22 protein-coding genes and 2 pseudogenes are annotated in these 25,993 nt (G+C 70.6%); 13 read left to right on the top strand and 11 right to left on the bottom strand.

Going from position 1 to position 25,993, the window contains the following annotated elements; translation table 11 throughout:
* Positions 1-21: 21 nt before the first annotated feature.
* From BZY54_RS13370 to BZY54_RS50860, 4 genes are read right to left on the bottom strand one after another with little or no spacing between them, the layout of a single operon-like run.
* Entirely contained in the window at positions 22-2,319 is a 2,298-nt protein-coding gene (locus BZY54_RS13370) for an FtsX-like permease family protein (protein WP_086725394.1), read from the bottom strand.
* On the bottom strand, positions 2,316-3,014 hold the full coding sequence (locus tag BZY54_RS13365; protein ID WP_086725393.1) for an ABC transporter ATP-binding protein: 699 nt from the start codon (positions 3,012-3,014) through the stop codon (positions 2,316-2,318). Before BZY54_RS13365 ends, BZY54_RS13370 begins: the two co-directional genes overlap by 4 nt.
* Positions 3,011-3,535 (bottom strand): PadR family transcriptional regulator, encoded by a 525-nt coding sequence (locus BZY54_RS13360; RefSeq protein ID WP_069762004.1) that lies wholly within the window; start codon positions 3,533-3,535, stop codon positions 3,011-3,013. The genes BZY54_RS13365 and BZY54_RS13360 overlap by 4 nt, the downstream gene beginning before the upstream one ends.
* A gap of 23 nt (positions 3,536-3,558) precedes the next feature.
* Positions 3,559-4,002, bottom strand: a complete 444-nt coding sequence (locus BZY54_RS50860; RefSeq protein WP_158103862.1) for a hypothetical protein — start codon at positions 4,000-4,002, stop codon at positions 3,559-3,561.
* A 43-nt stretch (positions 4,003-4,045) separates the two neighbouring features.
* Between BZY54_RS50860 and BZY54_RS50855 the strand changes: the two genes are divergently transcribed.
* The 4 genes from BZY54_RS50855 (at position 4,046) to BZY54_RS13340 (ending at position 7,226) form a co-directional block, all read left to right on the top strand.
* On the top strand, positions 4,046-4,228 hold the full coding sequence (locus BZY54_RS50855) for a hypothetical protein (protein ID WP_158103861.1): 183 nt from the start codon (positions 4,046-4,048) through the stop codon (positions 4,226-4,228).
* A gap of 532 nt (positions 4,229-4,760) precedes the next feature.
* Positions 4,761-5,654: a hypothetical protein gene (locus BZY54_RS13350; RefSeq protein WP_086725391.1), complete on the top strand. Its 894-nt coding sequence runs from the start codon at positions 4,761-4,763 to the stop codon at positions 5,652-5,654.
* Positions 5,655-5,791: 137 nt separating this feature from the next.
* Positions 5,792-6,205: a BlaI/MecI/CopY family transcriptional regulator gene (locus BZY54_RS13345; protein WP_086725390.1), complete on the top strand. Its 414-nt coding sequence runs from the start codon at positions 5,792-5,794 to the stop codon at positions 6,203-6,205.
* A complete protein-coding gene (locus tag BZY54_RS13340; RefSeq protein ID WP_425276275.1) occupies positions 6,186-7,226 on the top strand; it encodes a M56 family metallopeptidase in 1,041 nt (346 codons plus the stop codon). The genes BZY54_RS13345 and BZY54_RS13340 overlap by 20 nt, the downstream gene beginning before the upstream one ends.
* A 193-nt stretch (positions 7,227-7,419) precedes the next feature.
* On the opposite strand, the pseudogene BZY54_RS13335 reads toward BZY54_RS13340, so the two are convergent.
* The 4 genes and pseudogenes from BZY54_RS13335 to BZY54_RS13315 all read right to left on the bottom strand — a co-directional run.
* Positions 7,420-7,623: pseudogene (locus BZY54_RS13335) on the bottom strand (hypothetical protein); the annotation flags it as partial.
* Between the two features lie 115 nt (positions 7,624-7,738).
* Positions 7,739-10,438, bottom strand: coding sequence for an FUSC family protein (locus BZY54_RS13330; protein WP_244217141.1), 2,700 nt, complete (start codon positions 10,436-10,438; stop codon positions 7,739-7,741).
* A complete protein-coding gene (locus BZY54_RS13325) occupies positions 10,435-10,911 on the bottom strand; it encodes a MarR family winged helix-turn-helix transcriptional regulator (protein ID WP_086725388.1) in 477 nt (158 codons plus the stop codon). Before BZY54_RS13325 ends, BZY54_RS13330 begins: the two co-directional genes overlap by 4 nt.
* Before the next feature lie 492 nt (positions 10,912-11,403).
* A pseudogene (locus BZY54_RS13315) lies at positions 11,404-11,987 on the bottom strand (dihydrofolate reductase family protein).
* A gap of 259 nt (positions 11,988-12,246) precedes the next feature.
* Here BZY54_RS13315 and BZY54_RS13310 point away from each other — a divergent pair.
* The 8 genes from BZY54_RS13310 (at position 12,247) to BZY54_RS53155 (ending at position 19,711) form a co-directional block, all read left to right on the top strand.
* Positions 12,247-13,353: a metallophosphoesterase family protein gene (locus BZY54_RS13310; RefSeq protein ID WP_086725387.1), complete on the top strand. Its 1,107-nt coding sequence runs from the start codon at positions 12,247-12,249 to the stop codon at positions 13,351-13,353.
* A gap of 141 nt (positions 13,354-13,494) precedes the next feature.
* Positions 13,495-13,812 (top strand): hypothetical protein, encoded by a 318-nt coding sequence (locus BZY54_RS13305; RefSeq protein ID WP_086725386.1) that lies wholly within the window; start codon positions 13,495-13,497, stop codon positions 13,810-13,812.
* 114 nt (positions 13,813-13,926) lie between these two features.
* A complete protein-coding gene (locus BZY54_RS13300; RefSeq protein ID WP_086725385.1) occupies positions 13,927-15,630 on the top strand; it encodes an amidohydrolase in 1,704 nt (567 codons plus the stop codon).
* 42 nt (positions 15,631-15,672) lie between these two features.
* Positions 15,673-16,710, top strand: coding sequence for a helix-turn-helix transcriptional regulator (locus BZY54_RS50850; RefSeq protein WP_086725384.1), 1,038 nt, complete (start codon positions 15,673-15,675; stop codon positions 16,708-16,710).
* A gap of 362 nt (positions 16,711-17,072) precedes the next feature.
* Complete coding sequence (locus BZY54_RS13290) at positions 17,073-17,849, top strand: polysaccharide deacetylase family protein (protein WP_208640642.1); 777 nt, start codon at positions 17,073-17,075, stop codon at positions 17,847-17,849.
* Between the two features lie 388 nt (positions 17,850-18,237).
* Entirely contained in the window at positions 18,238-18,396 is a 159-nt protein-coding gene (locus BZY54_RS50845; protein ID WP_158103860.1) for a hypothetical protein, read from the top strand.
* Positions 18,397-18,556: 160 nt separating this feature from the next.
* Positions 18,557-18,763: a cold-shock protein gene (locus BZY54_RS13285; protein WP_086725382.1), complete on the top strand. Its 207-nt coding sequence runs from the start codon at positions 18,557-18,559 to the stop codon at positions 18,761-18,763.
* Between the two features lie 477 nt (positions 18,764-19,240).
* Positions 19,241-19,711, top strand: a complete 471-nt coding sequence (locus BZY54_RS53155; protein WP_244217139.1) for a helix-turn-helix domain-containing protein — start codon at positions 19,241-19,243, stop codon at positions 19,709-19,711.
* Here BZY54_RS53155 and BZY54_RS13275 read toward each other — a convergent pair.
* The gene (locus BZY54_RS13275; protein ID WP_086725381.1) at positions 19,662-21,086 is read right to left on the bottom strand and encodes a purine-cytosine permease family protein; all 1,425 of its coding nucleotides are present in this window, start codon (positions 21,084-21,086) and stop codon (positions 19,662-19,664) included. The two genes, BZY54_RS53155 and BZY54_RS13275, sit on opposite strands and share 50 nt — an antisense overlap.
* A gap of 380 nt (positions 21,087-21,466) precedes the next feature.
* On the opposite strand from BZY54_RS13275, the gene BZY54_RS13270 reads away from it, so the two are divergent.
* A complete protein-coding gene (locus BZY54_RS13270) occupies positions 21,467-21,994 on the top strand; it encodes a hypothetical protein (protein WP_143668048.1) in 528 nt (175 codons plus the stop codon).
* A gap of 594 nt (positions 21,995-22,588) precedes the next feature.
* On the opposite strand, the gene BZY54_RS13265 is transcribed toward BZY54_RS13270, so the two are convergent.
* A complete protein-coding gene (locus BZY54_RS13265) occupies positions 22,589-23,578 on the bottom strand; it encodes a glycosyltransferase family 2 protein (protein ID WP_086725379.1) in 990 nt (329 codons plus the stop codon).
* Between the two features lie 301 nt (positions 23,579-23,879).
* Positions 23,880-25,877, bottom strand: coding sequence for a GtrA family protein (locus BZY54_RS13260; RefSeq protein WP_244217138.1), 1,998 nt, complete (start codon positions 25,875-25,877; stop codon positions 23,880-23,882).
* Positions 25,878-25,993: the final 116 nt, after the last annotated feature.

The following is a 25,993-nucleotide window of genomic DNA, read 5'->3' as shown; positions in this document are numbered from 1 at the left end:
TCCGAGCCGTCGCCGTTCCTGCTACTCGTTGCGTGCCGTCTCGGGTCCCGTGATGCGCCTGAGCAGCGGCATCGTGGATGCGATGACCCCCAGCGAGGCGACGAGCCCGGCGAGCACGATCGCGTAGTACTGGATCCCCGGTGCCCGGATCGAGTACCTGAACTGTGCCTGGACGAACAGCTGGGCAGCGAGGAAGCCCATCCCGATCGCCACCACGGCGACCACCAGGAGCGGGACCGCGCTCTCCAGAAGCACCACCCGCCGCAGCACGCCGAGCTGTGTACCGGTCAGCCGCAGCAGGCTGAAGGGGCGCTTGCGGTCGCGCAGGCCGCCGGCCACGCTCACCGCAAGGCTGCAGCCGGCGATGGGGAAACTGACCAGGACCACCACGTTGGCCAGTTGCCGGTATCCGGCGAGCTGTTCGCCGCTGTTTGCATGTTCCTCGTGGAGGGTCCACGGGACGTCCTGGTCGGGATACGAGTTTGCGAGGACGGTGCGCGCGCGTTCGATCGCCGACGTCGACCCGTCGGTGGCCACCACGATCTCCTGGACCGGGAGGCGGGCGAGCCGCTGGGCGGAGATGGCGGCGGCGGGCCATGCCGTAGGCCAGTGCTGCCAGCGGTACGTGCCGAAACTGCCGTAGTGCGGGGTGAGCGACACCGCTTGGGCTCCGGAGGCGCATGTGCTGTGGGCCGGCATCTTGGCGAGTTCGGCGCACGAGGCAAGGCCGGCCACCGGCGGTGCCACGGAACCTTGGGGGCCCTGAAAGGCCGGGTCCGTGGTGCCGAGCGGGTTCGTGTGGATCATCAGCACGCCTTTGACGCCCGGTACGGAGTTCAGGTCGCCGAGCGCGGCTTTGGAGAGCGGGGGCACGCTGCCGATCTGACGTCCGGTGGTGCGGTCGAACCCGTGGGCGTAGTTGGCGTCCAAGGCGCCGGCGACCGTCCGGCCGGCCTGCGGGATGCCGCGCTCGGCGTTCAGGGAGCCGATGATCCCGACGGCCGCGCTGGTGACGCACAGGGCGAGGACCAGCCCGCTGACCGCGCGGAAGCCGGCCTTGGGGTCGTCCGCGAGCCGCCGGCCCGCGATGAGCAGCGCGGGCCGACTGGTATGCCGGGCCAGGACGCGGGCTCCGGCCATGGTCAGCCAGGGTCCGGCGATGACGAGTCCGGTCAGCACCAGCAGGATTCCCGGGACGAAGACCCAGATCTGGCCGTTGGTGCTCCTGGGCACCCGGCCGATGGTGTACGAGAGTTCGGCGATGCCGGCGGCCAGTGGGATCACCCGGTAGACCCGAGGCGGACGCGGCGTGACGCGCCGGGTGACCCCGAGCGGGGAGACCTGGACGCGGCGCAGGGCGATCCGGGCCGCGATCGCGGCCCCCACCGGGACGGCGACAGCGACGAGCAGGATGTCGCCGGTCCGGAGCGTGAGATCGCCGGCGAAGTACGGCGTCCGCGTGAGGTTGACCGCCGCCAACTGCGTACGGAACAGGTAGAAGAGGCCGAAGCCGACGGCCGTGCCGATGACCGCGGCAACCGTCGACTCGACGGCCGAGAGCATCGAGATCTGCCGTGGCGTGGCACCCACCAGGCGCATCGCGGCGAAGCGCTGCTCGCGGCGGGCGGCTGCCAGCCGGGTGGCCGTGCCGATCAGGATGAGCACGGGGAAGATCAGGGCGGTGCCCGCGACGGAGAGGATGAGCTTGACGCCCCCGCTGTCGATGCCCGCCCTGACCGTGCAGTTCGTGCCGTTGCAGCTGCTGGGGGGCGCGGTTGTGATCGTGGTGACCTGCGTGGCGTCGTGCTGCTTCGCGAGCTGGTCGGGGCTGTGGCCGATGACGACGATCAGGGAGTCGGGGCCCGGCAGCGCCGCGTTGCCGACCGTGCCGACCTGATGGCCGGGATAGCGGTCGGCGAGTTCGGCGGCCGGGGTGGAGCGGAGCAGCTTGTCCAGGGCCGGTGAGGCGTAGAACTCGCCCGGTCCGGGAAGGCGTGAGAGTCCTGGCGGGACCGGAGAGTTCGGGCCGGTGGCGGCGACATCGACTCGGCCGATGGTTTTGCCTTCGAAGTGGTCCGCCCTGAGCAGCCACCACAGCGGGTCGGTGTCTGCCCTTGCCGCGGACTGGCTCGTCGCGCTTTTGCCGGAGCCGGTGTTGAGCCAGGCGTTCCGGCTGTTCTGAACGGCGGTGGCGTTGATGGCCGCCAGGATGCTCAGCAGCAATCCGACGCCGAGGGCGACGGCGGCCACGATGACGGCGAGGCGGGCGCCGGCCTCCCTGCCGCCGCTCAGGGTGAGGCGCAGGCCGAGGCGGATCACGAGGTGAGCCGTTCGACGAAGAGCGGCGTGACCTTGCCGTCGCGGACGATGACTTCGCGGTTCGCGTAGGCGGCCACCCGCGGCTCGTGCGTGACGAGGACGACGGTGGTGCCCTCCTCCCGTGCGGAGGCGACCAGCAGGTCCATCACGTGCTCGCCGGTGAGCGAGTCGAGCGCCCCGGTCGGCTCGTCGGCGAACAGCACCTTGGGCCGGGAGACCAGGGCGCGGGCCAGGGCGACACGCTGTGCCTGCCCGCCGGAGAGTTCGCCGGACCGGCGCCCCTCAAGGCCGTCCAGGCCGAGCCGCCCGAACCACGACCGGGCCTCGGCCAGCGCGCTCGCCCTGCGGGACTTGGCGAGCAGCAGCGGCAGGGCGACGTTCTCCTCGGCGGTCAGCTCGGGGACGAGCTGACCGAACTGGAAGACGAAGCCGAAGTGATCCCGGCGCATCGTGCTGCGTTCGGGCTCGCCCTGGGTGTCGATGCGGCGGCCGTCGTACCAGATCTCGCCGGAGTCGGGGACGAGGATCCCGGCCAGGCAGTGCAGCAGCGTGGACTTGCCGGAGCCGCTCGGGCCGGTGACGGCGAGGATCTCGCCGGCGCGGGCGGAGAGGTTCGCGCCCTGCAGCGCGGGCGTCTGCCCGAACGACAGGACAGCATCCCGCGCTTGCACGAGGAAGCCATCGTCCGAACTCATGAGCGCACCTCCGCTGTCAGAGCCGCGAGCCGTGCCACGGTCTGGTCCATCCACCGAAGATCGGCCTCCAGGTGGAACACGCCGTGATCGGCCAGCAGCGAGTCGATCGTGCTGCCGGTCCGGCGCAGTTCGGTCAGCTCCCTCATCCGCTCCATGTGGGCCGCGCGCTGGATGTCGAGGTACACGCGGGGGTCGCGCTCGAGCAGCACCGCCAGAACGACCTTTGTGAACAGCACCGTCTGCAGGTGTGGTTCACCCGCAACGGGCTCGGTCAGCCAGCTCTCGACCTGCGTGACCCCGAGCTCGGTGATCACGTAGCGCTTGCGGTCCGGCCCCGACCCAGGCCCGGTCTCGCCGATCTCGACCTTCCCGTCGCGGGCGAGCCGGCCCAGGGTCGAGTAGACCTGCCCGGCGGGCAGCGGCTTACCCCGGCCGAAGTAGGTGTCGTAGTCGCGCTTGAGGTCGTAGCCGTGGCTCGACTCCCGTTCGAGGAGTCCGAGGAGGGCCAGAGGAACAGTCATACCTCAGTATCTACACTGAGTATCTAGTCGAGGTCAACAAGCGGGTTGCCTGGGCCGACGGGCTCGGATTGCGTGAAGAGCCGGTCGGCCAGTGAACGATGTGCACCCTGAACCTGCAGGTCGGGGTTGTCGCGGTCCGGGTGCGCCAGACCGGCGCGGTCAGGGCTCAACCGGCCGAGCAAAGGCGGCCGTGGTGCCGGCTGCCGACCCGCGGTGGTCTTCGAATCGTGATCAAGGAAATGGTGCTTCCCCTTCATGCACCGTGGAGACTGCTCTGAACTGCCGTCAAATGGGGGAGACATGACCAGCACCAAGCTCCTGAGATCCGCCTTCGCCGTCACGCTCCTGGCCTCGGTCACCGCCTGCGGCGCGTCGTCCGCGCCGGCGGTCCCTGCGGGCACGTCTGCCGGCTCGGGATCGGGCGAGACGCACCGCTCGGCAAACCCGGAGCCGGTCGCCGCCGTCATGCCCGACGTCGTCGGTGGCAACGCCGGGCGTGCGCAGGAGCAGATGAGTTCCGAAATCGACATGATCTTCGAGGACGCGAGCGGGCGGGACCGTCCGGTGGACGACCCGGCTGAGTGGAAGATCTGCAACTCCAAGCCGGACCCGAACCAGCAGATCACTCATTTCCCGGTGGTCTTCGGCGTGGTGAGAGTTTCGGAGAGCTGCGAGGACACGGTGCCGGAGTGATGCTCTGAGCACTCCCGCGTCCCGCCACGGTCTGCATTGATCCACGTCGATGACGCGCCGGCACCATCAGCCGGACGAATCCCCCACAGACCCCGCCGTGGCTGCGCGGCCGTGCAGTCGCGCGCGGCGCCACCGGCCGGGCCGATGCGCAGCGGTGCCGGGTGCCGCGCAATCTCCGGTCGGCGGGCTGCGCACTGCGCTGACGTGTTGTTGTCGTGCCTGGCGGGGTCCTGGCCGTCATGGTCGGGCCTGCGCAATGGGTAGTTCCTGCTGTGCCGTGGAGTGCGCAATGGACGCTGGTGGCCTGCGCAGCACTGTGCACCTCCAGCGGGCCGACTGCTTAGCGAGGCCGCGTCTCCTGCGGCCTACAGCTCGCTCTGATCACGCCGAGGCCGGCACCACCAGCTAGGGGCAGGGACCTCCGGGGCGCGCCGAACGAAACCCGGTCCCGGTGTGTCACGTCATAGGAGCGACACGCCGCGAGCCCACACCGCGAAGCGTGTGCTCGTCACCATCGGCTTCAGGGGGACCCATGTCCGCACGCACCGCCCGATTGTTCCTCGTCCTCGCCCTGTCCGCCGCAGCGGGCGGGGCCGTCACCGGCTGCGGCAGCGAACAGGGCAGCGGTCGTGGCGCTCAGTCCCGCGTCTTTGGCCCCAGCCCCGTGGCGGAGGCCCGCGCTCGTCAGGTCGCCGACGCTTGGGACGGCTCCGAGGCCGCCCGGGCTTGGCGGAAGGGCTACTACCCGACCGAAGAGGGGGTCCAACTGCCCGAGGACGCCTTCCATGACGCAGCCGACAAGCAGGCCTACGGGAACCACAACTTCACCCTGCACGGCCGACTCCCCGCCGCGCCGCGGAAGGACGGCCGGGTGAAGTGGGAGAGCGGAGACTCGCTCACGCTGCCGCTGATGGAGGCGCAGGAGGCGTACGAGGCAGTGGCCCATGGCAGCGACGACGGACCGCGCTTGATCGTGACCGGGGCGAAGCTGGGGGAGATGACCCTGGCCACCAGCCGCGGCCCGGCGACCGTCCCGGCCTGGCTTTTCACCCTGGACGGCTACGACACTCCGCTCAAGCAGGCCGCCGTCCACCCGTTCAAGCCTTCCACGCCGCCGGTCGAGCCGGTCGCGCAGGGGCCCAGCGACACGTTGCAGCCGCTTCCGCGGCTGGTCGGGACGGCGGGGGACGGCCGGTCCGTCACGGTGATCGCCGACCACGGGGCCTGCGACGACGGTCCTGCCGTGGATGTGCTGGAGACGGACGGGAGCGTCGTGCTGTCCGCGTCCGTCGTCGGGACGAAGGAGGGTCCCTGCACCGACCAGGCGCTCCGCGAGATGGTGACGGTGAACCTGGACCGGCCGCTCGGCGACCGTGTGCTGCTGGACGCGTTCACCGGTCGACCGGTGCCGTACGGACGGCCGTAGAGGGCCTCACCGCGATTGCGGTGCACGGACTCCGGGGTGGCGTGTGCTCTCCGGCCCCCGTTCCAGCAGGTCCACAGCACCGGGGCGTAGTAGCGGCCGGGTACTCTTTGCGGGCGCTTGGCGAAGGAAGGCGGACGGTGGAAGACCGAGGAGAAGCCCGCGGGGCGACTGGCAGGCGGGCGCGAGGCCGGCTGGAAAACGATGTGCTCGCCGCGCTCTGGGCCGCGGACGGCCCGCTGCCCGCACGCCGGGTCCGGGAACGGCTGACGGGCGACCTGGCCTACACAACAGTCCTGACCATTCTGTCCCGGCTGCACGACAAGGGCATGGTCGTCAGGCACCGCGAAGGTCGCGGATACGTCTACGAGCCGGCCCGCGACGAGGCATCCCACACCGCCCAACGCATGCGGTCCCTGCTGGAGGGCATCCCCGACCGCGAGGCGGTGCTGGCCCGCTTCGTCTCGGAACTCTCCGCGCAGGACGAGCATGTGTTGCACCAGCTGCTGTCCGAACACGGCGGACACGGCGAGGGTGAGCGCAGGAAACGGTGAGCCGGTGCTGATCAGCGTCTACGTCCCGTTCGTCGTCACGGCCACACTCACGGTGCTCGCGCCCCGCATGGTGCGCCGGCTGCCCCCACGCCCCGCTGCCTGGGCCCTGGCCTGCGCCGCGCTTGTCACAGCGGTCGGCTGGACAGGATCGCTCGCCCTGCTGGCCTTCACCGGCGTGGCACAGATCCCGCAGATCGCGGAGGAGGGCCGCTGGTCCGTGGCCGCACTGCGCGCCGAAGACCCGGTCTACCTCGTCGTCGCGGTCGGCAGCGCCCTGGTGCTCACCGCAGGCATCGTCTCGCTGGGCGTGGCGGCGATACGCCAGGCCCGTCACCTCATCCGGGCGCGGCGGGAGTGTGCCGACCTGCCCGGGGAGATTGAGCTGGCTGTGGTCGACGACGACACTCCGCTGGCCTTCGCGTTGCCCGGCGCGCCAGGACGGATCGTGGTCTCCCGCGGGATGCTGCGCTGTCTGGGCAACGACGAGCGCGAGGCACTGCTCGCGCACGAGCGGGCGCATCTGCGCGGCCGTCACCACCTCTTCCAAGGCCTCTGGCGCCTCACGGCCGCCCTGAACCCACTGCTGCGGCCGCTGGCCGCCGCCGGCGGATTTGTCCTGGAACGCTGGGCCGACGAGGAAGCCGCGGAACGTGTCGGCGACCGCACGGTCGTCGCCCACGCCGTCGGGCGGGCCGCGCTTGCATCCGCCGGTGCGTCCCGTCCCACCGCACTCGCCGTGACCGGTGGGGCAGTGCCGCAGCGCGTACGGGCACTGCTGGCCCCGCCTCCCGCACGCCGAAGGCTGCCCTTTGTGACGGGCGGTCTCCTGCTGGCCGTGTGCTGCGCGAGCCTGGCCAATGCCGCTTCCGACAGTGATCACATGATGGACAGCGCGCACCGGGTGCTGTGCGCGGCGCACGTCAGCACCGCGAGTGCACCGCGGGCGGCAGATGACCAGCGCGAGCCCGACTTCTGCTGCGGCGGTCACGACCGCCTGCAACGCGGCAGGCACCGCGCATGAGGAGAGTCGGCTCAGACCCGGCTGACACGTTGTGCGCTTCGTGTCACGGCTCCACCTCACGCATCCGCCTGCCATGACACAGTCGCGGCGCTTTCAAGCGGCTGTGCCGTGCGGTTGCGCAATGCTGCCCCGCGAGGCGTTCGGCCCCTGGCAGACGGTGTGCAAACGTCATCGCAGGCGGGCTGCCGACGCAAACCAGTACGAAGGCCAGCAGGGCGCTCATCAGCACCGACACGCCGGTGAGCCCGAGGCCGGCCTTCCCGTTCGACAGGTCGGCCGCGGTCTCGCCGACCGTCGTGCACAACACCTTGGTGATCCAGAACCAGACGGTGACCTCGGGCACCTTGTTCCAGCCAAGCCGATGCCGCACCCGAGCCGCGGGCTCGCCGGGATGCAGGCAGCCGGTGCTGCCCCAGGGGCGATCTTGCCGGACCGCCCCTCACCACCTCCGCCGCCTCTGACCAGGCCAGATGGCGAAACGCCGCTGGAGCACCAATGCAACGGCACTGCGTCTAAAGGCGGATGTCGAGCCGTATGTGCGGTTGCGGCGCCCGTACCGTGACAGGTTCGGCGAGCGGGGAGTGTTCGGGCGCCGACACGACGACGGTGTGGTGTCCCGGCGGCAGGCTGAGCCGGTAGCGGCCCGTGTCGGTGTATGTGTGGGCGACCCGTTGCCCGCGCGCGTTGATGACGGTGATCTGGGCGCGGCACCCGCCGGGGTGGGCGGCACAGCGGACCGAGCCGGTTACGGGCACCGCGGCTGCGGGGTCCGTCCGGGCCGCACCGTGCGTAATGGTGGGCGTCGCGGCGTGGGCGGCAGGGGCGGCCGCGGGCTGCGAGGAGCGTGGCCGGCCCCGGCCCGTTGCCGCAGCGTGAGTCTGCCACTTCATGGCACCGGGCTGCCCGCGTTCCCAGCCGGCGTCGGCCGCCAGGGGAAGGCCGCACTGTTCGGCGAACGCGGCCAGTGCCTCGTCGAGGGCGTCCAGCTCGTGCAGGGCGGTCTGCAGCCGTCGCACGCGGGGACCGGGAACGGCGTGCCGCAGCTCCGCCTGGAGCTCCCAGACGAGCGGACTGACGCGGCGCCAGACTCCCTGGGCGGTGCCGTTGGCGAGGTGGTGGTCGAGCGCACGCAGGGAATCGGTGAAGGTGCGTGTGATGAACCGGGCCCGCTCCGACAGGTCCGGTGCGAGGTCGATGTCGACGTCCGCGGCGGCCGCCAGCGCCCTGGCGTGTGCGGCGGCCGTGTTCAGCAGGGCCATACGGTGGTGCGGGCCGCGCCCGCGCACGCCGAGCGGCATGCGCACCACGGGCCGGGACGCCTCCGCGACCTGGAACAGCGCGACGTCGACGGCTCGTGCCGCGCCCCGCAGCCGTACCGGGCTCTCCGGCTCCTCCCAGCGGGCCGAGACCTGGGTGAGGAGTTTCTGGATCGCCTGCACATACCCGTGCTCGGCTTCGCGCACGACCGCCCGGGTGGACAGCGGGAAGATCAGCGCGGCGCACGCCGTCGCGATCAGGATGCCGACGCCGTTCTCAAGCAGGCGTTCGCCGAGCAGGTGGTTCATCGTGCCGTCCGGCGTGGTCAGCCCGTAGAGCTGGACCAGCGCGACGACCAACCCGAAGACCCACAGGGCGTAGGCCCGCTGCATGCCCCAGGCGCCGAACGAGAGGCCCAGAACGATGACGGTGAGCGTCCAGTAGACGTGCTGGCCGGTCACATGCAGCAGGAGCACGCCGATCACCGCGCCGGCGGCGGTGCCGATCATGCGGTGGCCGAACTTGCGCAGCCGCTCGTGGGTGGTGTTGGTCCCGAACAGCGTGATCATCACACCGACCAAACCCCAGTAGAAGCGCCGCGGGTCGATGGCGTCGGCGATCGGGCAGACGATCGCGGCGGCCACGGCTGCGTGCACTGGGGCGCGTAGGAAGGGGATGGCGCGCTGCCAGCCGCTCTGCGTCCGGGCGGTGAGTGCCCGCCGCATCGGCTCGGCCGAGCCGGGGATCCGGTTGTTCTCCAGCGCGACGGCGGGCTGGAACGGCACCGCGGTGGGGCTGCTGGGTGTCTGCTCGCCCAGCGTCAGCCAGCTGACGAGAGAGTCGGCCAGGGAGTCCAGCAGTTCGGCGACCCGGCGGGCGAGGGCGGCGGACTCGGCGGCCTGCGGGTCGGCCCGCGAATCCCGCAGGATCGTGTCGGCCTGCTCGCGGATCATCTCCACCGCGGGCCGCAGCCCACTGGCCTGAGCCGGCGGTGTGTCGCGGGCCAGCAGCAGACCCACCACCAGCGTCCGGCGTAGCTGTTCGGGCGGCGACTGGGCCGCGAGCGCCTGCACCGCCTGGGCGATGCCGCGCAGGGCCAGCTCTGCGTCGAACAGGTGCCGGTGCAGCAGTTCGGCCACGGCGGGGTCGGTGGCGGTCTCCGGCTGGGCGAGGCGCGCGTCGATCGTGACCGTCACGATGTTCAGGCGGCGCAGCGAGCGGTTCATCCGGCGCTCAACCCGGTTCAGGTCGGCGTCGGGGTCCAGCGCGTCGACCGTGATGTCGGCCAGCCGACGAGCCTCCACGACGAAGGCACGCTGCGTACGGAGCAGGTCCTCGCGCGGCATCGGGTGGCACAGCAGCAGCCGGGTGACCAGCACCGTGGCGGCGGACACCAGCGCGACGGCGAACGCCTTGCCCACCATCGCCAGGGGAATGCCCGCGATGATGCCGACCATCAGGCCGTTGAACAGCATCATGCCGGTCAGCAGAGCCAGCGGGCCGAACCGGGCCAGCAGGAACGTGAGGGCGAGCGCGGCGGCGTCGAGGCCGATCTCCAGGGCACGGTCGTCGTGCAGGGTCGCGGCGAGCCAGAGCACCGCGGTGTAGGGGAACGGCATCCACAGGATGGGCCTGGCCAGCTGGATCCAGTCGTTGCCGGCCACCGCGAAGGCGCTCATCAGGCCCATCATCCCGGCGACCATCATGCCGATCATGGTCGGGACGGCGAGGGCCTGGGCCATGCCGTAGCCGACCGCGAGGGAGGTGACCATGGCGACCAGCGTCCGCCAGCCGGCCTGCAGCTGCCCCAGTCCGGGGTCGGCGACCAGCACCCAGTCCCACCATCTGTGCGGACCGGCGACCCGTCGGGGGGCGACGTCGGTACGCACGGCCTTGGCGGTGTTCGCGCCCGTGCTGTGATCGAGTTCCTGACGGGCGGATCTGGGGCTGGTCAAGTGGCCTCCGGTTCCATGGCTTCGGCGAGTGTCGCGACGGACTCCCGGGCCGCGCACACGGCGCGCTCGCAGTCGTCGACGGTGGTGGTGTGCAGTGCGCTCAGCAGGGCTGCGGCCATGCGCTGCCGTCCCTGGTCGAGCAGCCGCCGCCCGGCGGGGGTGAGGCTGGTCTCCACCGCACGCCGGTCGGTCGCGCAGCGCCGACGCGTGACCAGTTCCCGGTCCTCCAGCTTCTGCAGCAACACGGTGACGCGGGGTTGGACCATGCCGGTGCGCGCGGCGAGTTCGGTTACTCGCAGAGGCGCGTCCGCCAGGGCGTCGAGCACGGACACCTCACTGCGGGTCAGTCCGAACTCGCCGGCGCGGAACAGCGCACGGGTGAGCCTGCCGAGGTCGCGCAGCAGGCCGTGGGCAGCGCTCTCGATGCGCTGCTCGTCCGACAGGCCACCGCCGACGCCGGTAGTTACATGCATATGGAAAGTATATATTTGCCTCTCTCGGGCTTCGTCGGCGGCCCCCATGCGCAGCCGGTTCGCACGCCCTCCGGTGAAGACCGGCCGGCGGAGGTTCGCCCAGGTCAGCAAACGGCCCGTCGGCTCGGCACGGTCCCGCATGGCCGGCGTCGAGACAAGGTGGCCGGTGTCACGTTGCTGTGGCCGGCTCCAGTCCCGTCGTGCTCTCCGCGAGCCATGTGGCTGGACCGACGACACCGAGTTCGGTGCGTACGGACTCGACGCCGCCGCCATCGGCGAACTGCGTAGAGGACGGCGTTGACGATCTCCCGCAGGTCGTGCACCCGGGCCGCCGTGCCGGGACTGGTTCCTTTCGCCCGCCATGCGGTGATGACCGGCTCGATCAGAGCCCAGCGGGCGTCGGACACATCACTGTGGTACGGACGGCGAGCACTCACACACCGTGCGACGACCGCTGACGCCACCCGTCACGAAAACATCCCAGAACACCAACTACCCAGACCGAACGCCCTCTTGGCGCGCCACGCGGTAGCGGAGGTAGACGATTCTCGAGTTGAAGGTGCGGGTCTCGACGAGTTCGAGGTCCACCCGGCGCTCGCGCTGGGGAGAGAACGGAATGCCGCCGCCGACCAGTACCGCGTAGACCCTGGGCCGGTACTCGTCGATCAGATCCAACGCGGCCGCCTCGGCGGCGAGAGCGCGGCGCCGATCGCGATGTCGCCCTCCCCCGGCTCGGCTCGCAAGCGCTCGATCTCCTCCGCCAGGCCGCCGGAGGCCAGGCGGGCATTGCCCTGCACCGCCGACGGCGTGGTGGAGAACACCACCTTCGGGAGCCGCTTCCAGATCGCGGTCCACTCGAGCATCGAGTCGTCGAGCGAGGGATCCGGGTCGGCGGTCTCCCCGTACAGCATCGTCTCGTACAGCCGTCGTCCCAACAGGTGGACGCCGACCTCTCGGATCTCGTCGATGCAGGAGCGAAAGATCTCCTCGTCGGGCGTCGTCCAGTCGAATTCGCCGTCCGGCCCGACGATGTAGCCGTCGAGTGAGACGCTCATCGAACAGGTCACGCTGCGCATCAGAAGTCCTCCTCGGTAACGGGTTCGACCGTGCGACCGCCGGACGTCGTAGGAGGCTTGTCTGCCCTGATACGTTCCGGTTCGCGGAACTGGCTGACACATAGCAGCCTCAGGCACATACTGTGCACGTTGTCTCCACAGGAAATTCCCATCGACTCTTCCCGCGGACGAGGCTGCTCACGGCACACCGGAGAAGCCGCCCACGCTGACCTGACCTCAGAAGCCCGCTCCCGCAGGCGGAGCGGGGAAGGAGCACCGGATGCGACGTCGTACCCTCGCCGCTTCGGCCGCCGCCGTCGGCGGCGTCCTGCTGCTCGCGGCGACCGCCAACTCGGCCGTGACCGAGCATAATCCCTGGCCGTACGACGCCCCGTCCGGGAAGACGGCCGTCCTCGCCGCCGTCGGCGACATCTCCTGCGAGCCCGACGGTGACGCGCCGGCGGTCAACCAGAAGTACCTGTGCAACGACACCAAACGCAGCGCCCAGGCCGCGACCGCCGACCAGATCGAGGCCCTGCAGCCGGATCTGGTCGCCCTGCTCGGCGACCAGCAGTACCAAGTCGGCCGCTACGACGACTTCATGGGCTCCTTCGACCGCACCTATGGTGCCTTCAAGTATCTCCAGCGCCCTGTTCCAGGCAATCACGAGTTCTACGACTACAAGGACGGCGAGAAGGGCGTCGACGGGGCCGGCTACTACGCCTACTACAACGGCCTCAGCCTCGACGGCCAGGGGAACCCGCTCGTCGACGCCCAGGGGCAGCCCATCCCGCGGACGCACGGCCAGGCCGGCACCACGGGCGAGGGCTGGTACTCCTACGACCTGGGCGCCTGGCACATCATCTCGCTGAACGCCGAGTGCAAGGACCAGGCGGGCGGCTGCTCCCCCGACGGCGACTGGGTCAAGCAGGAGACGGAGTGGCTGCGCCAGGACCTCGCCGACGACCACGCGCCCTGCACCTTGGCCTATTGGCACCAGCCGGCCTTCACCGCCATGGACAACCTCTCGGACGAGGGCCGGTTGTCCCGCAGCACCTGGTGGCCGATGCTCTACCGGTCCGGGGTGGACGTCGTGCTCAACGCACACGAGCACCTGTACGCCCGTTTCGCGCCGCAGGACCCGGACGGCCGTCCCGACCCGAAGAAGGGGATCTCCCAGTTCGTTGTCGGCACCGGCGGCGAGGCCCTCGACACTCTCGCTCCCGCGGAGAAGGCCCCCAACCGCGTCACCGGCAACGACACCTCCTACGGCGTCATCCGGTTCTCCCTACAGCCCACCGGCTACACCTGGAGCTACCGGGCCGCCAACGGCACGGACTACACAGACGAGGGCAGCGCCCGCTGCCACGGACCCGTGAACGACTGACGGGGCTCGTGCCGTTGACCGGTCCCCCCGGCCGCTCGCGGAACCACGTGCGCGCGACATCGGCGCCGCGCCGCCGTCCTGCCTCCACTCCGGCTGCAACGGCATCGTGGGTGCAACAGCTGGACCTGACGACCACCGGCGATGCGCTTCGCCCGTAAGATCGCGGTCTCGGCTGGGTCGGACCGGTCGAAGGCGGACCAGGCCCGGACCACCTGGCTGCCGCCGGCCGAGGGCCACCGGTGCACGTACGTCACCGACCGGGTGGCCGACAAGACCCGCTGGGGCCTCAGCGTCGACGCCGCCGAACAGGGCGCCCCGAACCGAGACCTTGAGCCACTGCCCACACAGCCCTATCACGGTCACGTCGACCCGGTGGCGACGCCGACACGAACGCGTGCCCGCCGTGGGGGGCCGGACGATGCGGAGAGTCAGCGGCGCTTCCACGGGTCGGCATCCTGACGCATCGGTTGAATGACCGATGTGCGACGCCTGGGTGACATCGCAGAGTCACTCCCACTCCGGGTGCGCCCCTGAGCGTCCCGTCATCCATCCGCGTCCTGTCCGGGAGTCGCCTTGCCCGCCTTCGCCGACCTGGCCTTCGTCAACGGTTCCGTGCTGACCGTCGACGCCCGCTTCACCATCGCATCCGCCCTCGCGGTCACCGGGGACACCATCACGGCCGTCGGCGGACGCGGCGAGATCGACGCTCTGACCGGCCCCGACACTCGGGTCATCGATCTCAAGGGCGGTACGCTCCTGCCCGGTATCAACGACTCCCACCTGCACGGCTGTGCCTTCGGCGTGAGCTCGCCCCCGCTGGCGCTCGACCTCGGCCACCCCGCCGTGGGGTCGATCGCCGACGTCGCCGAAGCGGTCCGCGAGGCCGCCGAGCGCACCCCGACCGGTCAGTGGATCACCGGTGTCGGCTGGGACGCCGGCTATCTCGCCGAGTGTGTGGCCGATCCCTCGCGGCTGCCCACCCGTCACGACCTCGACGTCGTCAGCCCGCACCACCCCGTCCTTCTGCAGGACTTCTCCGGGCATGCCTGCTGGGTGAACTCCGCCGCGCTCGCGCGTGCCGGCGTGGACCGGGCCACCACGACGCCCCCTGGCGGGGTCATCGTCACGGACGTGTCCGGAGAGCCCACCGGGCTGTTGCAGGAGGGTGCCCAGGTGTGCGTCCAGCGGGTGCTTCCCCCGCTCACCCGTGAGGCCCGGGCCACGGCGATCCGCTCCACGCTGGCGAAGCTGCGCGCTCTCGGCATCACCAGTTACACCGAACCGGGCCTCGGTCCCGGCGGTGAGCAGATCATGGGCGGTGCGCTGGCGGGGGAGACCCTCGACGTCTACCGGCAGCTTCTGGCCGACGGCGAACTCACCGCCCGGGTCAGCGTGCTGCTCCTGCCGGTCGGCATGTCCGGCACGGCGACGGAGTTCATCCGCGCCCTGAGGGGGACGGACGTGCCGGCGAGCGAGGACCCGCGCCGGCTGAACGTCATCGGCGTGAAGCTCTTCGCCGACGGCATCCCGCCGAACAAGACGGCGTGGATGCACGAGGCGTACCTCGGCGGCGGCTGCGGTGCCCTGTGCGTCGGCGTCGGGACCGACGACGAGCGCGTCGCCGAGATCCGCGAGATGGTGCGGCACGCGCACGCCGCCGGCTACCAGGTCGGCGTCCATGTGACCGGGGACCGGGGCATCGACACCGTCGTCGACGCTTTCGCCGCCGCGACCGACGCGCACCCTCGTCCCGATGCCCGGCACTACGTCATCCACGGTGACTTCCTCACGCCCCGCAGCATGGAGCGGCTGGCCGAGCACGGATTCGGGGCCAACATGAACCCCACCATCAAGTGGACGATCGCCGATCTGGAGGAGGAACTCGTCGGCCCGGAGAGGGCCGCGTACGAGTGGCCCTACCGGGACGCCATCGACGCCGGAGTCACGGTGGCCAGCAGTTCCGACGCGCCCGTCACGCTCCCCGACTGGCGGCAGGGCATCGCCACCATGCTGCTGCGCGAGTCGAAGGCCAGCGGCCGGGTCAGCGGTCCCGATCAGCGCATCACCCTCGCCGAGGCCCTGCGCACCTACACGGCCAACGGTGCCTGGCAGGACTTCGCGGACGACTGGAAGGGCACGCTGGAGGCCGGCAAGGTCGCCGACCTGTGTGTGCTGGGCGGCGACCTGCTGACCGCCGATCCGCACGACATACCGGGCCTGCCGGTGACACTGACCGTGTTCGGCGGTGAGATCGTGCACGACCTTCTCACCGGCTGAACAGGCGTTGACGAGGGCCGCGCGGCCGCCGATGCTACGCGGATGGAGGCAGCAGCCCGGGTGGAAGAAGTCCTGGAGGCGGCACTGCGGGTGCGCGAGGCCGCGCGACGGGGCACGTACGAGGCCGGGAGCGCCCACGCGGTGCTCTCGGCGCTGTCCGAGGTGGTCGACTGTGATCACGCGTCCCTGGCCCGGTGGGATCCCGCGCACCGCCGCCACATCAGTCTGTCGAACAACTACCCGGAGCGGGCGCGGGAGTACCTGAGCGAAGGGCTCCACGAGGATCCGCTGTTCGCCCTGGTGCGCCGGCCCGGCGGGCTGCTGTGGCTGCATGACGTGCCGTCGGGCCTGCGGGCCACCTCCACCACCATCCGCGACGTCCTCGAACCGTCCGGGTTTCAGGACGGTGTGACCCAGTGTCTGTTCTCCCCGGACGGCCGGTACGTGGGTGTGCTGAACCTGAGCATGAAGCGGCGGCGGCAGCAGCTTCGGCCCTCCGACCTCGTCCTGGGTCTGCTCGGCGACTGCCTGGCGGCGGCCGTCGACGTCCTCGCGCCGACAGGCACCGTCGGCCTGCCGGCGGACTCCTCGGCCGATACGTGGACGCTGGCCGTGCCCGATGCGCCGGGGGCTGCCACCCTGCTCCTCAGCGGTTGCTTCCCGGCCTGGCTCGGTGACACGGTGCCGCTGGGCGACGTCGTACGGCGTGCGGCCGCGCGGCGGACGCTGCCCGCCACGATCCTGGTGCCCCACGGGCAGCAGCTGCTCGAGCTGCGGCTCAGCCGGCGGGGCACCGCGACGCTCGCGGTGTGCCGTCGCGTGGCGCCCCCGGGCGGGCTCACTCCCCGGGAACTGGACGTCCTGGCCGAGCTCACCACCGGGCTCACCAACCGGGAGATCGCCGAACGCCTCTTCGTGAGCGTGCGTACCGTAGCCACGCACGTCGAGCACATCCTGGTCAAGCTGGACGTGCCCAACCGGGTGGCGGCCGCGAGCCGTGCCACGGCCTGGGGCCTGGAGCCGAAGGCCCACGGCCTGCCGCCCTCGTCACCGTGGCCCCCTGAGCCGTTCGTCAGGTGACTCCTCTCGGCAACTGAGCCCGCGATATGCGCGAGGGCGAGGCAGCGGCCGTCAACGACGACAACACCGTCGCGGACGGCGTCCTGCGGATCACCGAGCAGGTCTGCCGGACGACCGGAGCGGCTGTTCGGCAGCCGACCACTCGCCTTGTCCCCGGAGGGCACCCTGACGGCTGCGCGCACCGGCAGGCTGTGTCGCCTCCGAGTCGTCCGGCTCCGGGTGCCCGCGGCCCGCGCCCGGGCTAAGCTCCCCATATGCCTCGTCCATGCCATCGGGGCGTTTTCCCGCCCAAGCGGGCTCGGGCTCCATCTTCGGCAGACAGGGATCGTTGCCCGCCGAAGAAGACGACGGCACCGAACCGGATGCGCGCGCCGACCACTCTGGTGACCGTGGCGGCGCTGGCGGTCGGCCTTTCCGGCTGCAGCCTCGCGCCGAGGGCCGGGGCCACGCAGCACGTGCCGTCGGCGAGCGCCGCTGCGGCCGGGCCCGCCCGGAGCCCCAGCGGGTCCGTCGACTGCCGCAAGGCGAGATGCGTGGCGCTCACCTTCGACGACTCGCCGAGCGTCCGCACCCCCCAGATCCTGGACATCCTGCGGCGGTACGGCGTCCATGCCACGTTTTTCACGCTGGGCAAATACCACGTCGTGAAATACCCGGGAACGGTCAGGCGGATGGCTGCGCAAGGCCACGAGGTGGAGACACTCACCTGGTCCCACCGGATCCTCACCGAGATCAGCCCGGCAGACGTGCGCGAGGAGATCACCCGGGGCCGTGATGCCGTGGCAACGGTCATCGGGCGCCGTCCGGTCATGCTGCGCCCGCCGCAGGGGCATACGAGCCCGACCGTCACAGCGATCTGCCGGCGGCTCGGCATGGCGCAGGTGCTGTGGAGCGCCAGCGCGTCCGACTACCAAACCACCGACTCGGCGCTCATCACCAGCCGGATCCTGGCCCGAACCGGACCCGGCGGGATCATCCTGCTGCACGATCGGGTGGACCCCACCAACCGCGGCTACAACGGTACGGTCGCCGCGATTCCCGGCATCGTCTCCGGCCTCGAGGCCCGCGGCTACACCTTCGTCACCGTCACACAGCTCCTCGCCCCGTCCAAGCCCCGGCCCGGTGAGGTGTACGAGTGACCGGCCCTCATGGGCCGCCGACGACGCCGGTCGACCTGACACCGGTGGCCGAGCACGGGCGCGAGCACGGCACCATGGCGGGCAGTTCGGTCGCGGCCCCGTCATGGACGCACGGGCCACCCCAGCCGACCGTCGGTCGAGCGGGCTGACGTGATGACCAACCACGGCAAGGCCGGCGCTGACTACTTCGTTCAATCGGAGTACCTGGACAAGGACGGCGGCGTGCTCGGGAGGTGTCCACCCGCGAAGTTGCCGGACGTGTCCGTCGGTCCCTGGGACGACCGGCATTTGTCGTTCAACGCCCGGAACCGCCGGGCCTCTGGGGGAGACCTCTTGATCAACGAGCACGACGACCGTCCCCCGGCTCAACCGCCGCATCGCCGACGCCTTGCTCCTGGGCGCAGCCGGCGGCGTCGGCAAGTACGTGGGCGACCACGGGACCGCCGCTGTCTGGCATCACCACCACGACCGTCCTTCCACCGCCGTGCAGGTCTTCGAGGCACTGGCGCGTGCCGCCGGCCGACTGGGCTGCCCCAGGACGGCGTGAGGTCCCGTAGCCGGGGTGGGACGACGTCCGCGAATCGCTGTCTGCCGATGCTTGGAGATCCGCTCCATGACGGGTATTCAAGGGTGAAGGCAGGCAGCAGCGGGCTGCCTTGGCCTCGGGTGCCGCCCGTGCGGCGGCGTTGAAGGAGAGACTCATACCGATGGCAACAGGCGTAGTGAAGTGGTTCAACGCCGACAAGGGATTCGGGTTCATCCAGCAGGATGACGGCGGACCGGACGTGTTCGTCCACTTCTCGGCCATCCAGTCCACCGGATTCAAGGAGTTGTACGAGGGCGACAAGGTCGAGTACACGGTGACGCAGGGGCCGAAGGGACCGCAGGCGGAGAACGTCGTTCGGCAGACGTAACGATGCGGGAGCATGCGCCGGGGCTCCGTACCGACCGTGAGGTCGCCGGGACGGAGCCCCGGCTGCTGTTTCGCCGACAGCGTCCCGGGGTGGCTGCGGGCCCGCCCCTGGCCGTCCGCCGCGCCGCTGATCGGCCGTTCTGGGCAGCTCCAGGTCCTCGTCCGGGCTCGGCTGGGTGCCGGGGGCAGGCTGGACCTGCTGGGCGTCCATCGCCATGTCCAGGAAGCCGAACGCTTCGGCGAGCGCGGCCCCGGCGAGGTGGCGGAGCACCCTTGCTCGGTACCCGAACCGGAACCCGGACATCCCGGTGTCCGGACTGTCCGCGCCGGTGTCCTCGGGCATTGTCCGGACAGTGTCCGCGCTGGTCAGCTCGCCCTCGGTGTCGTCGGCGGCGGGCGGGAAGAGGCCGCCATGTCGGGACGTCGTCCTCGTCTGTCCGGACTGTGTCCTGGCCGGTCCGGCCGGGGGTGTCATCGAGTGAGCATCGCCGGCCCGCTGACGGGCAATCTCGACCTGCCGCTGCGGGAGCTGGGCCACGCGGTGCCCGTCCCGCTGCTGCGGCACGACGAGGCGCACGGGGTCGAACTCGTCACCACGCTCAGGTACCGCCTCGCCCACGACTGCGCGCCCGCTGCGACGGCCCGAGTGCTGACGCTGCACCGCCACAGCCCGCGCTACGGGCTGCGACTGATCGAGCAGCTCACCGGGCGTGACCTCGACCGCCTGCCTACCGAACGGAGCTGTGGCTCGCCCTGCTCGCGCTGGAGGCCGACCCCGCCGGTGTGCAGCCAGGGCAGTGAACCGGCGCGCCTCACCGCCACGACGGCCGGAGTGACCGGGTCCGGGGCGGTGCCGGCGGATCTCGCGTTCGCGCGGTGCTCGACCCGCCCCGCCGCGCTCAGAGGGTGGGGGAGGGGGACCCGGTCCTCGTCCCCGTCTCGGCGCTGACGATCATTCGGTCCGGTACGTGAGCGGTGTCCCGACGGGCCGCGAGCCAGTAGAGGGAGGCCGGTACGACCAGGCCGACGATCCAGGAGATGTCCGTACCGCCGAGTGGCGCCACCAGCGGGCCGGTGTAGAAGCTGGTGGCCAGGAACGGCAGCTGGGCCAGAAGGCCTATGCCGTAGACGATGAGTGCCTTGATGCGCCAGGCGCCGTAGCGGCCGTGCGGGTCGCTCAGGGCCGGCAGGTCGTAGCGCTCCTTGGCGATCAGGTAGTAGTCCACCAGATTGATCGCCGACCAGGGGGTGAAAGCGGTGAGCAGGAAGAGCAGGAAGTCCTTGAAGGAGGACAGGAAGCTGTCCTTGCCCAGGAGGGCGACCGCGGTTCCCGCGATCATGATCCCGGCGATGTAGGCGGCACGGCCGCGTGTGGACAGCGCGCGCTGCCCGCGGAAGCCGCTGATGCCGGTGACCACCGACATGAAACCGCCGTAGGTGTTGAGCACGTTCACCGTCAGCTTGCCCAGGGCGACGACGAAATACAGGAACGAGGCCGCCAGGCCGGCGCCGCCCAGACCGACGATGTAGCCGACCTGGTTGTCGACGAAGGCGCTGCCGGCCGCGGCCGCCGCGAGCGCGCCGAACGTCATGGACCACTGGGAGCCGAGGGCCGAGCCGCCGAGGGTCCACCAGAAGGTGGCGCGAGGCGAGGTGGTGCGGGGCAGGTAGCGCGAGTAGTCGGCGACGTACGGGCCGAAAGCGAGCTGCCAGGAGGCGGAGAGGGAGACGGCGAGGAGGAACAGCGGCAGGTGGAAGGAGCGGTCGGCGAGGAGGGCGGTCAGGTCGGCGCGCTGCAGGAGGCGGATTCCGAGGTAGACGAAGGCCAGTGCGCACACGATGCTGGCCACCCGCCCAAGGGTGTGGATGAGCCGGTAGCCGACGAGCGTGGTGGCCGCGGTGACGAGGGCGAAGATCACGATGCCCGTGGTGTCGCCGAGGTGGGTGAGTTCGCCGACCGCCTGCCCGGCCAGCACGCTGCCGCTGGCGAAGAAGCCGACGTACATGACGACGACCAGGGCCAGCGGGACGACGGCTCCGCGGACGCCGAACTGGGCCCGGCTGGAGATCATCTGCGGGAGGCCGAGGCGGGGACCCTGGGCGGAGTGCAAGGCCATCACGGCGCCGCCGAGCAGGTTGCCGAGCAGCAGGCCGATGATCGACCAGAAGGCGTCACCGCCGAAGACGACGGCGAGTGCCCCGGTGACGACCGCGGTGATCTGGAGGTTGGCGCCCAGCCAGAGAGTGAACTGGCTGAACGCGTTGCCGTGCCGTTCGGCATCGGGGACGACATCGATCGAGCGTTGTTCGACCACACCTGTCATAGGTATGCCCTCTTCCACGGATCCGAGCTGCATAGATTCATTCAGGATGAGATCGAATGAATTAAAGGTCAATACTCTGGCGCAAAATATGAGCTGCGGATTGATGGAGGCAGGCGGCGAGGCGACGGGGGGCCGGGGGACGGGAGCTCGCGCACCGCGGCCCGTGGGCGGGCGCTCTCGGCCAAGCCGACGAGACGGCCGACCTGCTCGTCTGGACCGAGGCCACCGGTGGCCGGGCGCTCGCGTTCGTGCGCCGCAACCGGGCCCGGCTGTTGTGAACGCCGCGGCCCGTGCCCGCATCGTCGGCGACGGTCCGGACGAGCTGGTCGTCGACGCCCGTGGCGCGAGCCTGCCCGAGCTCTGCGTGCGGCCGCCCGATCTTGTCCGAGGCGACTCCCAGCGCCCCGAGCCGCGCCCCGGCGCACGTGGTCGCGGTATGGGGCACGCCGTTCGTGCCCTACCCGCGCGCATTCGCGGCCGAGCGCGGGGTCGAGGTCGAGGAGGTCGAGGCCGACCTGGCATCCGAGCCGGGCGGACTCGACCACCCGCGCGCACTATGCCTGCGCGGAAGGCCCACCGCCCCGCGGCCGGTCGATCACGACCCCGCCTACCGCAACGGCCTGGCGCGGGGCATTCCGCCGGCCGACCAGGACTTCGCCGAGATCACCTCGCTGTTCGAGATGCGGCGCGTCCCAACGTCCGAGCGTCGCGCTCGTACCCCGGACGAGGAGGAACGCCAGTGGACTTCGTGCGCCTCCGACATCTACTCCGGCGGGAACCTGGTTCACAGCGGTCGCCGGAGCTCTCTGCTGCTTGGGTACGCCGATCAGTCGGCTTCCGGTCGCTCGTCGTGGGCTTTGTGGTGCAGGTGCAGGCAGCAGACGGCGGCGTCGTCGACTACGCACTGACAGGCGATTACGACAGCATGCCCGGCGCCCGCATCACCCTCACCGACGGGGCAACCGGCGAGGTCATGGCCACGTGCGCCCGACCGACCTGTCGGACCCTGATCAGCGAAGGACGGACTCCCCGCAAGGCCACAGGGGACCAGCAGTCGCCTTTGGCTGCCTCGTAGTGTTCCAGGGGCATCGGCAAAGAGAAGAAGCTCCTCTGGAACCACGGCGATCACATCGCGAAGACGCCCCTGCACCCGGTGGGCGGTACGCACTTCGCCAAGGCAGACAAGGTCAAGCCCGGCCTCGTCGTGCGAGCCGGCCGACGTACGCAGAAGGCGGCGCTCCAGCACGGGGCCGCTGACTTCTCGTATCTGAGGCGGCACGCTGTGTGGGGTGCCGCCTCCAAGATGTTGACGTCCGTTCGAAGCCCCTCATGCGGGCGCGGCGCCGAACCCGGCCGACGGAGCGGCACGGGCCCGTGCCGACAGTGCCCGTGGAACGGTGTTCCGGGCGGTGCGGGACTCGGTCCCATCAGGGGGCGGCACGTCCCTGAGGCGGCCCAGACAGGGAGGAGGCCGCCGCCACCGCGCCGACCTCCGACCCGACTCAGGCAACGGCCTCCGGCCCGGACTCCTGCGGCGCGCTGCTCAGCTCCTCCGGCACGAAGTCGACGCCGCGGGACGGTGCGAGATAACACAGGTGGGCGAGGCGTGCCTGTTCCTGGCGCATGTGCATGAATGACTCGAGTATGTAGCCGACCAGCAGCACGAGCACCGCGATGATCATGATGGCGGCGGCCAGCACGGCGGTCGGAAGCCGCGGCACGATGCCGGTCCGCACGAAGTCGACGACCACCGGCAGGCCCAGGGCGAGCGAGATGATCGTCAACAGGCCGGCGATCGCTGCGTGGAACTGCGAGGGGCGCTGGCGCCGGGCCAGGCCCAGGATGAGCTTCAGGATGCGCCAACCGTCGCGGTACGTGCGCAGCTTGCTCACGCTTCCGGCGGGCCGGTCCTTGAAGTCGATCTCCAGCTCGGTGGTGGGCAGACGCAGACTGAGGGCGTGCACCGTCATCTCGGTCTCTGTCTCGAACTCGCGTGACAGTGCCGGGAAGGACTTTATGTACCGCCGCGAGAACACGCGATAACCGCTGAGCATGTCGCTCACGTCGTTGCCGAACAGCGTCCGGACGGCGCCCGTCAGCATCTTGTTGCCGACCGCGTGCCCGGGCCGGTAGGCCGTCTCCTCGATCTCTCGACGGGCGCCGACCACCTGGTCGTAGGGGCCTTCGAAGAGCAGGTCGACCATCTCTCGGGCACGGGAGGCGTCATAGGTGTCGTCGCCGTCGATGATCAGCAGTGCGTCGGCCTCGACGTCGGCGAACGCCCGTCGAATCACGTTGCCCTTGCCCTTGCGCGGCTCCTGGCGCACGATCGCGCCCGCCGCCAGAGCCTCGGCGACCGTGTTGTCCGTCGAGGCGTTGTCGTAGACGTAGATGGCCGCCTCGGGCAGCGACGCACGCAGATCGCGCACGACCTTGCCTACGGCAGCCTCCTCGTTGTAGCAGGGGACGACGCACGCGATTGTAGGGTTCATTCCGTGGTCCTCTAGGAGTGTTCTGAGTTGAGATCACGGGATCGGTCCTCCCCGCAACCGGGTGGTGCCGGGTGCGGTAGACCGGTCGCGTGATGTGGGGTGATCTGACAGATGCCGAGTGGGAGTTGATCGAGCCGCACCTGCGGCTGGGAGCGTTGAACCGATCCCTGACCGGCGCGGCCACTTCGACGCGGTGATGTGGCGGTTCCGTAGTGGCAGCCCCCTGGCAGGACGTGCCGGAGAGCTTCGACAGCCACCCGGCACGGGCGCGCCCGGTGCCGGGATCAGCCGGTGGTGATGTTCAGGCGAGGACCGGTGCCGACCGGTGCGGCGCGGGCGGGTCCGCAGTGGACGGACCGCTCACGAGGGCCTCGGCCGCCGCGGTGGACCCGGTGTCCTGGGTGGGGTGGGCCGTGAGCCGCGCCACGATCGCCCCGCTCACCGCCAGCAGTATCCCGAGGGTGCCGGCGATCGCGGGCCAGTACACGTAGCGGTAGTTGGCCTGGGGGGCGGTGGGCAGGTAGGTGGCGATGTAGAGGACACCACTCATCCCGAGCAGCCGCAGCTCTCGCGACCACGGGCCGGCCCAGCGGCGGCGCAGTGCCAGCACCAGCGAGACCACCAGCCAGAACCAACCCTGGAACAGCCAGGGGAAGTCGCGGTCGAAGCCCATCACATAGGACTTCATGGCCGCGTCCAGTGTCTTGTTGACCCGGACGTCCTTCGGCATGACGGCGGAATCACCGCCGAGGTACTGGAGATTGCCCTGGAACAGCAGCCGGGTGAAGGTACGCGAGCGGTACTCGAGGTAGCGGGTCGCGTGGTGCGGCATCTGCTGCGTCCACATCTTCAGCAGGACGTCGGCCTGGTCGGCCTCGATGTGGGGGCCGACCGCAGCCCGATCGCCCGGCTTGTGCGGGTAGCAGGCGAAGTAGGCGTCCCAGAGGATGTCCTCGTGTTGGCAGGTCCGCGCGGTCGCCCACAGGTCGTCGGTGAACTCGGGGGTCGCACCGGCCTTCGTCGCGGCGGAGCGCACCTGCTGCGGGGTGAGTACGTGGACCAGGTCGTCGAGGGGAATCTGCGCGTACTGGCGCACCGCGAGCGGGTGGGCGGCCGAGGACACCCCCAGGCTGCCGACGGCGGCGATCGCCAGCAGTGACCCCGCGGCGACCAGCCAGCGGCGCCGCCCGGGACGCGGCCAGAGCGCGAACACCAGCAGCAGGAAGATCGGTACGACGGCCGGGAGCCCGTTCTTGCGCACCAGCATCGCGTAGGTGAGCAAGAGCATGCCGAGGACCAACAACCCCCAACGGGCCCGCTCCCGTCCCTCCGGCAGCTCTCGCGCGACGAGCGCGACAGCGCACACGGCCAGCAGTGCGTACGCCATGTGCACGTCCTTCCACACCACCCCGGTGAAGGTGAGGACATGCGGGGCGAGGCCGAAGCCGAGCATCAGCAGCGACAAGGGGCGGCTGCCGGTCCGGCGCCACAGCACGACCGCAAGCACCCAGAGGGTGCCCCACAGCACGGCGGTCTGGAGCGCAGCCATCGCCGACAGTGCGCCGGTGATGTCGATGAGAGTGCGCCAGAGCAGAGCCATGACCGGCGGGTGCCAGTCGGTCACCGGCCGCACCCCCTGTGCCTGTGTCAGCTGCTCGAGGCTGTCCTGGCTGAGGAAGCCGGGGTGGAACGCCACGGAGACGGCCCAGCCGCAGATCGCGGCCACCACGGCCAGGAAGCAGGGCCAGAGGAGGTCGTCCGGCCGAGCGGCACGGGAGATCGCACGCCGACGGTCGGTCGTCGCGGGCACGTCCGGGGAGTCCTCTCGGTATGGGGTGAAGACGAGGGCGCGGTACGCGGCGAACCGCATCAGCGTCGCCGCCGCCCACCCCACCAGGCGGGCCGCGTTGTCGCTCCACGGGGAGGACAGCGCGAACACTTCGTGCGCGACGTAGACGGGGAAGGCGGTGACCGCCAGCCCGGCCAGGTTGACGGCGATGAACCAGGCGACCTCGCGTCGGTCGACCGTTCTCTTACGGTCCCGATACGTCCAGTAGCGATTGCCCAGCCAGCTGACCACCATGGCCAGGAGCGTGGCGATCGCGGAGGCGAGGACCGGTGTGGAGCCCAACGGCCCGCCGTGGTGCGGCGAACCGAAGATCAGGAAGTTGAAGCTCGCCGTCTCCACCACGAACGCGACGGCGCCGACCAGGCCGAAGGCCACGACCTCTCGCCAGATGTTCCGTACCCATGAGGGCATACGTCGGCCCCAGGCCGTCAAGGCCGTCAAGTGCAGCATGGCGGGAAGGTAAACGTATTGATTAAGGACATCATTCAAATCGAGTATGATTCGAACGTGACCACTCACCGTCGAGCTCACAGCCTGGCCGAGCAGTGTGTTTGCCCGAACCAGTG

Origin of the sequence: Streptomyces carpinensis, from assembly GCF_002154505.1 — a bacterium.
In the GTDB taxonomy this organism is placed as follows: domain Bacteria; phylum Actinomycetota; class Actinomycetes; order Streptomycetales; family Streptomycetaceae; genus Streptomyces; species Streptomyces carpinensis.
The sequence above is the reverse complement of the archived record's forward strand: the minus strand, read 5'-3'. Positions and strand labels throughout refer to the sequence as shown.

Bases quoted from the DNA above. Each gene is read 5' to 3' on its own strand.
- BZY54_RS50860 (WP_158103862.1), bottom strand. From the start codon at position 4,002: ATGACGGCGGCGACCGGCTCCGGGTTTGCCGAGCGGTGCGTCTCGCCC.
- BZY54_RS50855 (WP_158103861.1), top strand. From the start codon at position 4,046: ATGAGTTCCGAAATCGACATGATCTTCGAGGACGCGAGCGGGCGGGAC.
- BZY54_RS13290 (WP_208640642.1), top strand. From the start codon at position 17,073: ATGCGCGCGCCGACCACTCTGGTGACCGTGGCGGCGCTGGCGGTCGGC.
- BZY54_RS13285 (WP_086725382.1), top strand. From the start codon at position 18,557: ATGGCAACAGGCGTAGTGAAGTGGTTCAACGCCGACAAGGGATTCGGG.
- BZY54_RS13275 (WP_086725381.1), bottom strand. From the start codon at position 21,086: ATGACAGGTGTGGTCGAACAACGCTCGATCGATGTCGTCCCCGATGCC.
- BZY54_RS13350 (WP_086725391.1), top strand. From the start codon at position 4,761: ATGTCCGCACGCACCGCCCGATTGTTCCTCGTCCTCGCCCTGTCCGCC.
- BZY54_RS13365 (WP_086725393.1), bottom strand. From the start codon at position 3,014: ATGAGTTCGGACGATGGCTTCCTCGTGCAAGCGCGGGATGCTGTCCTG.
- BZY54_RS13260 (WP_244217138.1), bottom strand. From the start codon at position 25,877: ATGCTGCACTTGACGGCCTTGACGGCCTGGGGCCGACGTATGCCCTCA.
- BZY54_RS13305 (WP_086725386.1), top strand. From the start codon at position 13,495: ATGCGCTTCGCCCGTAAGATCGCGGTCTCGGCTGGGTCGGACCGGTCG.
- BZY54_RS50850 (WP_086725384.1), top strand. From the start codon at position 15,673: ATGGAGGCAGCAGCCCGGGTGGAAGAAGTCCTGGAGGCGGCACTGCGG.
- BZY54_RS13265 (WP_086725379.1), bottom strand. From the start codon at position 23,578: ATGAACCCTACAATCGCGTGCGTCGTCCCCTGCTACAACGAGGAGGCT.
- BZY54_RS13360 (WP_069762004.1), bottom strand. From the start codon at position 3,535: ATGACTGTTCCTCTGGCCCTCCTCGGACTCCTCGAACGGGAGTCGAGC.
- BZY54_RS13325 (WP_086725388.1), bottom strand. From the start codon at position 10,911: ATGCATGTAACTACCGGCGTCGGCGGTGGCCTGTCGGACGAGCAGCGC.
- BZY54_RS13310 (WP_086725387.1), top strand. From the start codon at position 12,247: ATGCGACGTCGTACCCTCGCCGCTTCGGCCGCCGCCGTCGGCGGCGTC.